This window comes from Vibrio pomeroyi (assembly GCF_024347595.1).
Taxonomy (GTDB): Bacteria; Pseudomonadota; Gammaproteobacteria; order Enterobacterales; family Vibrionaceae; genus Vibrio; species Vibrio pomeroyi.
The window spans coordinates 494911-507412 of record NZ_AP025506.1; the positions used below are offsets into that span (position 1 = coordinate 494911).

General features: G+C 46.0%; 6 protein-coding genes. 4 read left to right on the forward strand and 2 right to left on the reverse strand.

Annotated elements, in window-relative coordinates:
- Window positions 1-204: 204 nt before the first annotated feature.
- Together OCV12_RS02205 and gltB are read right to left on the reverse strand one after the other, a co-directional pair.
- Complete coding sequence (locus OCV12_RS02205; protein WP_017630242.1) at window positions 205-1674, reverse strand: glutamate synthase subunit beta; 1470 nt, start codon at window positions 1672-1674, stop codon at window positions 205-207.
- Window positions 1674-6221 carry a glutamate synthase large subunit gene (gene gltB, locus OCV12_RS02210; RefSeq protein WP_017630241.1) on the reverse strand — a complete coding sequence of 1516 codons (4548 nt, stop codon included), beginning with the start codon at window positions 6219-6221 and terminating at the stop codon, window positions 1674-1676. Before gltB ends, OCV12_RS02205 begins: the two co-directional genes overlap by 1 nt.
- Window positions 6222-6751: 530 nt before the next feature.
- Between gltB and OCV12_RS02215 the strand changes: the two genes are divergently transcribed.
- The 4 genes from OCV12_RS02215 to OCV12_RS02230 all read left to right on the forward strand — a co-directional run bounded on the left by OCV12_RS02215 (window position 6752) and on the right by OCV12_RS02230 (window position 12502).
- The gene (locus tag OCV12_RS02215; protein ID WP_261885252.1) at window positions 6752-7705 is read left to right on the forward strand and encodes a TIGR01212 family radical SAM protein; all 954 of its coding nucleotides are present in this window, start codon (window positions 6752-6754) and stop codon (window positions 7703-7705) included.
- A 91-nt stretch (window positions 7706-7796) separates the two neighbouring features.
- On the forward strand, window positions 7797-9548 hold the full coding sequence (locus tag OCV12_RS02220) for a sensor domain-containing diguanylate cyclase (RefSeq protein WP_261885253.1): 1752 nt from the start codon (window positions 7797-7799) through the stop codon (window positions 9546-9548).
- A gap of 151 nt (window positions 9549-9699) precedes the next feature.
- Window positions 9700-12051, forward strand: a complete 2352-nt coding sequence (gene arcB / locus OCV12_RS02225) for an aerobic respiration two-component sensor histidine kinase ArcB (protein ID WP_261885254.1) — start codon at window positions 9700-9702, stop codon at window positions 12049-12051.
- A gap of 7 nt (window positions 12052-12058) precedes the next feature.
- The gene (locus tag OCV12_RS02230; protein ID WP_017630237.1) at window positions 12059-12502 is read left to right on the forward strand and encodes a hypothetical protein; all 444 of its coding nucleotides are present in this window, start codon (window positions 12059-12061) and stop codon (window positions 12500-12502) included.

The following is a 12502-nucleotide window of genomic DNA, read 5'->3' on the forward strand; positions in this document are numbered from 1 at the left end:
TTAATAATCTAAAATAGTCGATGGATATCAATGAGATATGCAAGGTGAATGTTAATGATATTTAACATATACAACAGGGTGTTTTTGAAAACGCCGAAGGCCAGATAGAAAAAAGGCTAGCATCGAGTGCTAGCCAAATATAAAAGTTAGGAAGGGTGTTGCTTTTCCTCTAGGCTAACGTCATTGACGCTAGCCCGAGAAATATTATGCGGAAAGCATGAGTGAATCAGCTTTCGCTTCTAAGTTTGAGTTACCCATTAAGAAGTCATCAATAGCAATTGCACATTCACGACCTTCATTAATACAACGTACTACTAGAGACTGACCAGTACGCATATCACCAGCAGCGAAAACGCCTTTCTGGTTAGTCGCGTAACCTTCAGAAGCAACGTTACCGCGCTCGTCCAGTTTAATGTCTAGTTGAGCTAGCACACCTGTTGGTTCTGGGTGTAAGAAACCCATCGCTAGGAATGCCATATCACAAGGGATAACACGTTCTGTGTTCGCCACTTCATCAAAGCTTGGGCGCTCACCAGGTTTCGCATCTTGCCAAACGATGTCAGCAATACGTAGACCCGTCACTTGACCTTGCTCGTTACCTATGAACTCTTTAGTCAAGATGTTCCAGTGACGCTCACAACCTTCTTCGTGAGAAGTTGTTGTTTTCATGATCATTGGGTATTGAGGCCAAGGCATATTTGCAGGGCGTTTCTCTGGTGGGATCGGCATGATCTCTACCTGAGTAATGCTTGCTGCTTTATGACGGTTTGATGTACCTACACAGTCAGAACCAGTATCACCACCACCGATAACCACAATGTGCTTATCTTGAGCGTGAATCTCTTCTGTTTTCAGGTCTAGGTCGTTGGCACGACGGTTGTTTTGGCCAAGGAATTCCATCGCAAAATGAACGCCTTTTAGCTCACGACCTGGAATTGGTAGGTCACGAGGAACCGTAGAACCGCCTGTTAGCAAGACTACATCAAACTCTTGGCGTAGTTGTTGAGCGTTAACATCAACACCGATGTGCTGGTTCACTTTAAACTCAACGCCCGCCTCAGCCATTAGATTAATCTTACGATCAATCACGTCCATACCCAGTTTGAAGTCTGGGATACCGAAACGCAGTAGGCCGCCAACTTTCTCGTCACGTTCAAATACTGTCACTGAGTGACCAGCACTGTTCAGTTGCTCCGCAGCGGCTAGGCCAGCAGGACCTGAACCGATAACAGCCACTGTTTTACCCGTGCGAGAACGAGGTGTTTTAGGTTTTGCGTACCCTTCACGGTACGCAGTTTCTACAATCGTTTTCTCGATATTACAGATAGTGATTGGGTCTTGGTTGATACCTAGTACACAAGCACTCTCACAAGGAGAAGGGCACACACGACCTGTAAATTCAGGGAAGTTATTGGTCGAGCTTAGTATGTTCCAAGCCTCTTCCCAGCTGTCACGGTAAACCGCGTCATTGAATTCTGGGATGATGTTACCAATCGGACAACCGCTGTGACAGAAAGGTACGCCACAGTCCATACAACGAGATGCTTGAGTATTGATCTTGTCACCAAACTCTTCGTTAAGTACGAACTCTTTATTGTCTTCGATACGAACTGACGGGTCGAGCTTCTTTGGAAGCTCACGACCGTGTTCTAAAAATCCAGTAGGCTTACCCATTATACTGCCTCCACTTCTTCCGTTTGTGCTTGTTGTGCTTCAGCTTTACGCTTCTCAAGAACTGCTTTGTAGTCGCGTGGCATGACTTTAATTAGTGATGCAACACTTGCTTCAAAGTTGTCTAGGAAAGACTGAGCAACTTCACTTCCTGTGAATTCAACGTGCTTGGTTAGCATATCTAGTAGAAGATCTTTATCTTCTTGTTCAATTGGATCTAGGTCTACAAGTTCAGAGTTAAGCTTGGTTTCGAAGTCGCCCGCTTTATCCCAAACATAAGCGACACCGCCACTCATACCCGCAGCAAAGTTACGACCCGTTGAGCCAAGGATAATAGCAACACCGCCAGTCATGTATTCACAACCGTGGTCACCAACGCCCTCAACAACAACCTTCGCACCTGAGTTACGAACACAGAAACGTTCGCCAGCCATACCGCGAATGAAAGATTCACCTGAGGTCGCACCGTAGAAACATACGTTACCAACCACGATGTTATCTTCAGCAACGATAGAAGATTTCGCATCTGGGTACAGTACCAAAGTACCGCCAGACAGACCTTTACCCCAGTAATCGTTCGCGTCGCCTTCTACTTCGAACTTAACGCCTTTCGCAAGGAACGCACCGAAAGATTGACCAGCACTACCGTGGAACTTAACGTTCATTGGTTGTGGTAAACCTTGGTCTTTGTAAACCTTCGAGATTTCGTTCGACAGCATGGTACCCGCAGAGCGGTCCGTGTTGATGATAGGGAAGGTTGCATTTACAGCTTCACCTTTCTCAAGTGCAGGAATCGCAGCTTGAATCAACTTACGGTCTAGAACATCTTCTAGGTTGTGGTTTTGTTGTGTCTGGTTGTAGATACCATCTTCTTCACGAGCCTGTTCAATGTGCAGTACAGGTGTTAGATCTAGGTTCTTGTACTTCCAGTGGCCGATGTCGTCACGAACTTTAAGTTTGTGCGATTGACCAACCATCTCATCGATAGAGCGGAAGCCAAGTTCAGCCATTACTTCACGTAGGCCTTCAGCCATGTATTGGAAGAAAGTCACTACGTCTTCTACGCGGCCGTCGAAACGCTCACGCAGAGTCTTGTTCTGTGTTGCGATACCAACAGGACATGTATTCTTGTGACACTTACGCATCATGATACAGCCTTCAACAACCAATGCTGCTGTTGCTACGCCCCATTCTTCCGCACCAAGTAGTGTTGCTACTGCAAGGTCACGTGGTGTTTTCATCTGACCATCAGACTGAACAACGATACGGTTACGTAGGCCGTTTTTCAGTAGTGTTTGGTGCGTTTCCGCTAGACCCAGTTCCCAAGGCAGACCAGTGTGACGGATAGAAGACATCGGAGATGCACCCGTACCGCCATCAAAACCTGCGATAAGTACTACGTCAGCTTTCGCTTTTGCTACACCTGATGCAATCGTACCTACGCCTGCTTCCGATACTAGCTTCACGTTTACACGGCCGTTACGGTTCGCGTTTTTCAGATCGTAGATCAGTTGAGCCAAATCTTCGATTGAGTAGATATCGTGGTGTGGCGGTGGAGAGATAAGACCTACGCCCGGAGTCGAGTGACGCGTTGCGCCGATCCAGTCATCAACCTTATCACCAGGTAGTTGACCACCCTCACCAGGTTTCGCACCTTGAGCCATCTTGATTTGCAGCTCATCAGCGTTAGATAGGTAGTAAGACGTTACACCAAAGCGACCAGAAGCCACCTGTTTGATAGCTGAACGTTCCCAGTCACCGTTTTCTTTACGTTCGAAACGTGCTGGATCTTCACCACCTTCACCTGAGTTTGATTTCGCGCCAATACGGTTCATCGCAACAGCCAGTGTTGAGTGAGCCTCATGCGAGATTGAACCAAAGCTCATTGCGCCAGTAGCGAAACGCTTAAGGATGTTCTCGATAGGTTCTACTTCTGCTAGAGGAATAGAGCCTGCAGGGTTTTTGATGAAATCAAGTTGGCTACGTAGCGTTGCTGCGTTGTCGCCTTGGTCATCGACTGCTTTTGCGTACTTCTTGAACTGGCCGTAATCTTTGTTACGCGTCGACTCTTGAAGTAGAGAAATCGTTTCTGGGTTGAATAAGTGCTTCTCACCACGTTGTTTCCACTGGTAAACACCACCAACATCAAGGATTTGAGCTGGGATTTCACGAGCTGGGTAACCAACACGGTGACGAACAAGCACTTCACGTGCGATATCGTCGATGGTTAGACCTTGGATACGAGAAACAGTACCAGTGAAGTATTTTTCAACTACTGATTTGCTTACACCAAGTGCTTCAAAGATTTGTGCACCGTGGTAAGACTGCAGCGTAGAGATCCCCATCTTAGAGAAGATCTTCAGTAGACCGCCGTTAACACCTTTACGGTAGTTATCGAAGAACTCACGGGGGTGTACGTTTGGATCTAGCTTCTTAGTACGTTGCAGTTCAACAATCGTTTCAATCACTAGGTATGGGTTAACTGCGTTCGCACCGTAACCGATAAGCGTTGCAAAGTGGTGTGTTTCACGAGCATCACCCGTTTCAACAACAATGTCACACTTAGCACGTAGGCCTTTACGGATTAGGTGGTGGTGAACCGCACCAACTGCCAGCATTGCTGGAATAGCAGCGTGGTTAGAGTTAACCGCACGGTCAGTCAGTAGGATGATAGAGTAACCATCAATCACGGCGTCTTCTGCGTACTGGCAGATACGCTTAAGTGCGCGCTCTAACTTACCTTGGTCGCCATTTGCTTGGAATACGATATCCAGCGTCTTCGCTTGAAGGTGCTCGTTATCGATTGCACGTAGCTTTTCTAGCTCAGAGTTAGAAAGTACTGGAGACTCAAGCTCTACTTTTTGACAGTGCTCAGGTGTTTCAGCAAGTAAGTTCTGATCTTTACCTAGGTAAGTGTTCAGAGACATAACCATGCGCTCACGAATCGGGTCGATAGGCGGGTTAGTTACTTGAGCAAACAGCTGCTTGAAGTAGTTTGAAAGGTGCTGCGATTGGTGAGAAAGAATCGCTAGCGGCCAGTCAGCACCCATTGCAGAAAGCGGCTCATAGCCTGTTTTCGCAAGAGGTAGAATGATTTCGTTTACTTCTTCAGAGCTCACACCAAACGATTGTTGTTTGTGCAGAAGCTTCTCTGGAGAAGGTTGGCTAAATTCGTTGCTCGCATCTGGTAGCTTTTTCAAGCTCAGAAGGTTTTCTTCAACCCATTTCTCATAAGGTTGTGCTTTCGCGATACCATCTTTCACTTCTTCATCAGAAATGATGCGGCCTTGCTCAAGGTCAGCAACGAAGATACGACCTGGTTGTAGACGACCACGGTATTCAACGTTTTCTGGTGCGATTTCAACAACGCCAGACTCAGACGCCATCACTAGGAAGTCGTCTTTTGTCACCGTGTAGCGAGAAGGGCGCAGACCGTTACGGTCAAGTGTTGCACCTACTTGAACACCATCAGTGAAACATACAGATGCTGGGCCATCCCATGGTTCCATTACGTTCGCGTGGTACTGGTAGAACGCGCGACGAGTTGGGTCCATGTTTTTGTTTTCTTGCCATGCTTCCGGGATCATCATCATCAATGCGTGTGGCAGAGTACGACCAGACAGAACCAGAAGCTCGAGTGCCATATCGAAGTTTGATGAATCCGAGCTACCTTCCTGACAGATAGGCAGTAGCATGTCGATTTCAGCTTGTGTGAATAGATCCGATTCAAGGATCGCTTCACGCGCCTTCATCCAGTTAAGGTTGCCGCGAACCGTATTGATTTCGCCGTTATGTGCGATGTAACGGAAAGGCTGAGCTAGACGCCAACGTGGGAATGTATTGGTAGAGAAGCGAGAGTGTACAAGTGCTAGAGCTGTCACCATAGTTGGGTTTTGCAGGTCTAGGAAGTACTGAGGAACTTGTTCTGTTGTTAGCTGACCTTTGTACACCAATGTCTTGTAAGACATAGAGTTGATGTAGAAGTCATCACCGATATTTGACACGCTTTCTAGGCACACACGAACTGTGTAGTTACGTAGAACGTACAGTTTGCGCTCAAGCTCTTCTGGAGTAATTCCAGGGCCGCCAGAGATAAATACGTGTTCAAATTGAGGTTCAGTGCTTAGTGGGTCAGCACCAATCATTGAGTTGTCAGTTGGAAGTTCACGGTAGCCGATAACTTCTAACTCTAGGCGTTGTGCATTGCGTTCTAGAATGTCACGACACTGTGCACGTTTGTGTTCATCTTTAGGGAAAAGTACAACACCAACACCATATTTTTCAAAAGATGGCAGTTTAATTCCAAGCTTTACGGCTTCTTCTAGTAAGAATTCGTGCGGCTTCTGTAGCAGGATACCTGCACCATCACCAGAACACGGATCACAGCCTTGGCCGCCACGGTGTTCCATACGTGCAAGCATATCGAGTGCTTGAGTTACTACATCATGAGATTTGCGATTCTTTAGATGCGCAACAAAACCGATACCACAAGCGTCATGCTCCAGTTCAGGAGTATACAGACCCTGTGAGTTCTGCTCTTGATCTACCATAGATACATCCTTCCAGTTAAATCTAGGCGCAACTTCTTTGTATAAAGTCAGCCTTGTCCTTTTATATTTATGGGTCTAAACCTGCCTATGCTGGCGGTTTGAATCCTTTCCGTATCTCGCAGGAAAAGTATTGCGAGAAAAACAATCCTTAGTGATATCCGTTTATTTTTAACCACAAACTAGTGGTTTATATAGGTGGGAGTTAGATATCACCGACTTATTAGCAAGTTTTCGTTGTAAGTAAATACTCAAAAATAGCCAATATGTGTAAGTATCCTACAATTTTGTCTAGGCGAATTGCAATGAAAGTTGACCCATGTAGACCATTTTTTTCGTTTTATTTTGAATTTTTTGTCTAACAAATGTGCAACATTAGGCAAATAGAGCCGATTTTTTGCATGTTTATTGATATTTGATAGGTTGCTCGCAAAAAGCCTTGAGTAAACTAATTGGTCGAATTTTGCAGGGATGTAATTTTTTTTCAAAAAAAGACTGATATTCATTCTTATTTACTTGAGCGCTTTGAAAATATGCAATTACATGAGTTGGTCAATACTATCGGCCAAGATCTTCAACGTCGTTATGGCGAAAAGGTTCACAAGCTAACACTGCACGGCGGTTTTAGTTGTCCAAACCGAGATGGCACCATTGGCCGCGGAGGCTGCACTTTTTGCAATGTGGCTTCTTTTGCTGATGAACAAACTCAGGTTCAAGGTATTGCAGACCAACTAAAAGATCGTGCGGGTGAAATCGCTCGCGCTAAGAAGTATCTTGCTTATTTTCAGGCGTACACCAGCACTTATGCTGAGGTGCAAGTGCTCAAGAATATGTATGAAGAGGCGCTAAAAGCACCCGGCGCCGACATCGTAGGTCTTTGTGTTGGCACAAGGCCAGACTGCGTTCCTGATGCGGTGTTGGAACTGCTCGCGGGTTACGTAAAGCAAGGCTATGAAATCTGGTTGGAGCTTGGCTTGCAAACGGCTAATGACAAGACCTTAAAACGCATCAATCGCGGACACGATTTTGCGGTGTATGAAACGATCACCAACCGCGCACGTGCGTTAGGTATCAAGGTGTGTACTCACCTTATTGTTGGCCTGCCAAAAGAGACCAAAGCCGATAACCTTGAAACTTTAGACAAGGTATTAGCGGTAGGAACCGATGGCATCAAACTTCACGGCCTTCATATAGTAGAGGGCAGCACCATGGCCAAGGCGTGGAAAGCAGGAAAGCTAGAAGCTCCAAGCCTTGAAGAGTACATCGATGTTGCTACGGATATCATTCAGCGCACACCTGCGAATGTGGTTTACCATCGCGTTTCATCAGCCGCGAGACGTCCAACATTGCTCTCGCCTTTATGGTGTGAAAACCGTTGGTTAGCGATGACTGAGATTGGTCGTTCACTCGATAAAACCGGCGCGCAAGGCATCAAAACAGGTTCAGCATTTGAATACACGCTACCTGTTTTAAACGCAGCCAATTGATAGAAATCGGTGAGAGTAGGTAACAGCAGATAAAACCAACAAATAGTGGTAACATTTCCCTCACAGAATTTATGGTATAGATTGAGAGTAAATGGAACTGGTAATGACTTGGTTGTGGGACAGGGCGTATGGCTACGGTATTTATATCGTTCTCATGTTGCTGATTGCTCTCATCTGCTGGCATCTTTATTCACGTTATCAGTCGCATATTGAACAGCTTCTTCTTTCTACTCCGTCGCCACTCTATTTCGTCGATGTGCGAAGTGGCGAGATCCTCTATGCCAATCGCCAAGCGATGCAACTGCTTGGCATCCGCCAAATCGGTGTTAATTTTCGCTTTCCTACCGTGGAGAGTGAGAACAGCTTTCGCCACTATTTAACCAATCACATCAACTCTCGAGCATTTGAACAGATCTCGTTTTGGGCTCTTTCTGAATTTGAATCTTTTAAGATCAATTTAGTGGCTCGTAAGATCCGCTTTCGAAGCAAAAAAGCGTGGATGATTCACGCCTCTCCATACAAGAATACTAATGAAGAGCAGTCCCAAGAGGTTCGCGAACTGAATGTTGCGCGTACGGCTTTGGATTCTCTGTCTGAGCTGATCTATGTAAAAGATCAGAAGGGTGAGTTGGTCGCGAGTAATCGTTCGTTTAAAAAGTTTTGGCATGGTCGCCCTGAAGAAGGTACGTTGAGTGTGTCTGGTGGCGCATTAAAAGGACGTGTTAGTGAACGATCGTGGACAACCGACCAAGACGGCAAAGGTTGTTTGCTCGAAACCTATCAAAGTGTGCTGCTTTCTCAAGACGGAGAAACCATAGGTACGCTCTCTATTAGCCATGATGTGACCGATTGGCATGACATGCAGCAGAAACTGCGTGGCGAGATGGAGAAGCGTAAAGATACCGAGGTTGCACTTGCCCAGCGTGACACCATCTTACAAAACATCTTAGAAGCCAGCCCTGACTCGATTGGTATCTTCAACGAGAACATGGTTTATCAAGCGTGTAATAAGCCGTTTGTCGCGGCGCTTGGTATTTCTGAAGTGAGTGATTTAGTCGGAAAACGTCTGCAAGACGTGGTGCCAAACAGCATGTACATGCGCATCTCAGACACCGATCATCAAGTTCTTCATCACGGTAAATCGCTGCGTTACATCGATAAGGTGGTGTCTAGTGATGGTGAATACACTTGGTACGATGTGGTGAAATCACCATTTAGAGATCCAGCCTCAAGCACTAATGGTGTGTTGATCATGGCGCGTGATATCACTGAACGTTATCTTGCTGAGCAAAAACTTGAAGAAGCCAATCTTGAGCTTGAGCGCCTCAGCTTTATGGACAGCCTAACTCAGGTGTCTAACCGACGCCGTTTTGATGAACAGCTGTCGACACTGTGGCATTACCATGTGCGTGAGAAGTTGCCACTGACGATTATGTTGTGTGATATCGATTTCTTTAAAGGCTATAACGACTATTACGGGCACCAGCAAGGTGATGATGCGCTTATCCAAGTCTCTCAGGCGTTTAAAAAGGTGCTCAATCGCTCGTCAGATTGTGTGGCTCGTTACGGTGGTGAAGAGTTCGGTTTTATTCTGCCGAATACGACGGCTGATGGTGCGCAGCTAGTGGCAGAGCGCATTCATAGTGAAGTCGTTAAGCTGGGACTAATACACGAGAAGTCGGCAGTCTCCGAATTAATAACAGTGAGTATCGGTATCATCTCTTACATTCCGACACCTGACGATGAGATGGAGTCTGCGGTTGCCTTGGCTGATAGCGCGTTGTACCAAGCGAAATCGGATGGCCGAAACCGTTCAATTGTGCATCCATCGTCGATTCGCTAAACAAACCTATCACTGATTTAACCAGTATTTACTCGGGTTATCTGTTTTAAACAATATAACCCTAGCTCTCTTGCTGCATGTGATGTAGCTAGCTTACCTCCTATCTTCAAACAAGGTAGAATGTTGCTAGTCTTATCGCATGGAGCGCTAAATGAAACCCATGAAAAATCTCGCCCAGTATTACGTGGATCTACTCGTAAAACTGGGGATTGTCCGCTTTTCTATCTTACTCGCCTTAGCGCTTGTTGCCCTAGCTGTTGTTGTGCAAGTCGGCATAACCCTCGCACTCAAAGGTAATGTTGATGATATCGACATTGTCCGTTCAGTTTTCTTCGGTTTAGTGATCACGCCTTGGGCGGTTTACTTCCTCTCAGTGGTTGTTGATCAGCTGGAAGAGTCTCGCCAAAGATTGGCGAAGTTGGTCTCTAAGCTTGGTGACATGCGTGAGCGAGACCAAGAGCTCAACAATAAACTGCAACTCAACATCGAGAAGCTGAATCAAGAAATCGAAGAGCGTGAAAAAGCTGAAGAAGCACGCGCTGAAGCTATGCATGATCTCGAAAATGAAGTCTTTCAACGTGAGCGAACTCAGCTTGAATTAGCTGAACGTACTGCGCTATTACGTTCGTTTATCGATGCCTCGCCTGACCTTATTTACTATCGCAATGAAGAGGGTGTGTTCTCTGGTTGTAACCGTGCGGTTGAAGAGCTCACTGGCAAGACAGAAAAAGAGCTAGTCGGTTTGACGCCTTGGGATGTCTACAGCAAAGAGGTCGCTCAACAAGTTGTGGAAACCGATAAGAAGGTATTTGCCGATAACCAAGCGCTCACTTATGACCAATGGCTTGAATACCCTGACGGACGTAAGAGCTACTTCGAACTGCGTAAAGTACCTTTCTACAGCAAAGATGGTCGCCACTTAGGCTTAGTGGGTTTTGGTCGTGATATTACCGAGCGTAAAGAGCATCAAGAGTCGCTAGAGAAAGCCAGTCGCGATAAGACCACCTTTATCTCAACCATTAGCCATGAGCTAAGAACACCGCTTAACGGCATCATTGGTTTGAGCCGCATGTTGCTCGATAGCCAACTGACCACGGAACAGCGTAAGCAGATGCAAACCATCAAGGTGAGCGCAGTGACACTGGGTAATATCTTCAACGATATTATCGATATGGATAAATTTGATCGTCGTAAGCTTGAGTTATTCCCAACCCCAATCAACTTTGAAGATTTCGTTGTTGAGATCGAAAGTATCTCTGCATTGATGGCTGAACAAAAAGGATTGAGATTCGATCTAGAACGATTGTCTGATCTTCCTGCTGCCGTTGAAGTGGATGGCACTCGCCTGAGACAGGTGCTGTGGAATCTTGTGAGTAACGCGATGAAGTTCACCAAAGATGGTGGCGTGGTGATGACAGTCAGCGCCGACATTGATGGCGACTTTGCCAATATTACGATGGAAGTGGAAGACACCGGCATTGGTATCCCTGAAAGTGAAATCGAGAAGATCTTCGCGATGTATTATCAGGTCAAATCCGGGACGGATAACCTGCATGCGGTAGGCACTGGTATTGGCCTTGCTGTATCGCAGCAGCTGATCAATATGATGGACGGCCACATCGAAGTGACCAGTGAAGAGGGCTTTGGTAGTACCTTTACGGTATCAATTCGAGTTCCTGTTAATCACGATACTCAAGCTCTGATTAAAACGCCAAGAAAGCAGTCGAACCTTAAGATCTTCATGGTTGAAGATATTGAATTGAACATCACGGTGGCGCGCTCTCTACTTGAAAGCTTGGGCCACGAAGTGACAGTGGTGATGACGGGTAAAGAGGCGCAAATTGCTTTCAACCCTGAAGACTATGACTTGGTATTGTTAGACATCCAACTGCCAGACATGACCGGCTTCGACATCGCTCAGTACTACCGTGAGAAGTATAGCCAGTTACCGCCTTTGGTTGCGTTAACTGCTAACGTGCTAAACAACAAACAAGAGTATTTCCAGAAAGGCATGGATGAAGCGATCAGTAAGCCATTGTCGGTTCGAGCTATTCAAGATGTGATCAGCGAGCTTATCGAGGATGCACCAGAAGTGGTCGAGAAAGTCGGAAATATTGAAAAGAGTGAAGAGAGTAAGCCAGTTCTTTCATCGATTGATACCACTTTGCTTGATATTGATATGTTAGAGTCTTATGTTGACATTGTTGGACCGAAACCGGTTTTGGATAGCATCGCGATGTTTGAAGATATGATGCCGGAGTATATGGAAATATTGAATTCCAACATGGTCGCGAAAGACCAAGCCAGTATCGTTTCTGAGGCGCACAAGATCAAAGGCGCGGCAGGTTCGATTGGTTTGAAACGCATACAGCAAGTTGCTCAGAAAGCTCAGTCTCCAGATATGCCTGCTTGGTGGGAGAATATTTCAGACTGGGTCGATGAAATTAATAACGAATACCAGAATGACATTGAAGTCTTAAAAAGTTGGTTAAACCAAAGGTAGAAGAATAATGAAAAAATTAGCATTCGCCGCATGCGTAGTGGCATTAGCAGGTTGTTCTGCACCGCAAGTAGAATGGCAGCAAGGCAACCAAGTTGAAGTATCTGCAACGACAGTAACAATGAAAAGCAATCTTTGGCACAACAAGATGCCAACGATCGGAGAGACTCAAGATAAGACACTGCATGGTGCTATCTACCTAGAATCAGACTCAGAGCTGCCAGCAACGCTTGCGGTTGAAAGCGTTACGGTAAAGCAGGGTGCCGATACCTTGTTAGTGACGGCTGACGATCTTGATTTAAGAACGCACAGTGAAACTCAGTGGGAAGTCGCTTTTGTATGGCAGCTAGAGATCGACAGCGACAAGCCAGTTGATGTTGCGGTTGAACTGAAAGATGGTGAAACCGTGAAGTGGCTGGTGGAGAAAGACGTTAAGGTTGATACGGTTTACTAA

Excerpts from the sequence above, each read along its gene's own strand:
- arcB (WP_261885254.1), top strand. The coding sequence starts at position 9,700 with ATGAAACCCATGAAAAATCTCGCCCAGTATTACGTGGATCTACTCGTA.
- gltB (WP_017630241.1), bottom strand. The coding sequence starts at position 6,221 with ATGGTAGATCAAGAGCAGAACTCACAGGGTCTGTATACTCCTGAACTG.
- OCV12_RS02230 (WP_017630237.1), top strand. The coding sequence starts at position 12,059 with ATGAAAAAATTAGCATTCGCCGCATGCGTAGTGGCATTAGCAGGTTGT.
- OCV12_RS02215 (WP_261885252.1), top strand. The coding sequence starts at position 6,752 with ATGCAATTACATGAGTTGGTCAATACTATCGGCCAAGATCTTCAACGT.
- OCV12_RS02205 (WP_017630242.1), bottom strand. The coding sequence starts at position 1,674 with ATGGGTAAGCCTACTGGATTTTTAGAACACGGTCGTGAGCTTCCAAAG.
- OCV12_RS02220 (WP_261885253.1), top strand. The coding sequence starts at position 7,797 with ATGGAACTGGTAATGACTTGGTTGTGGGACAGGGCGTATGGCTACGGT.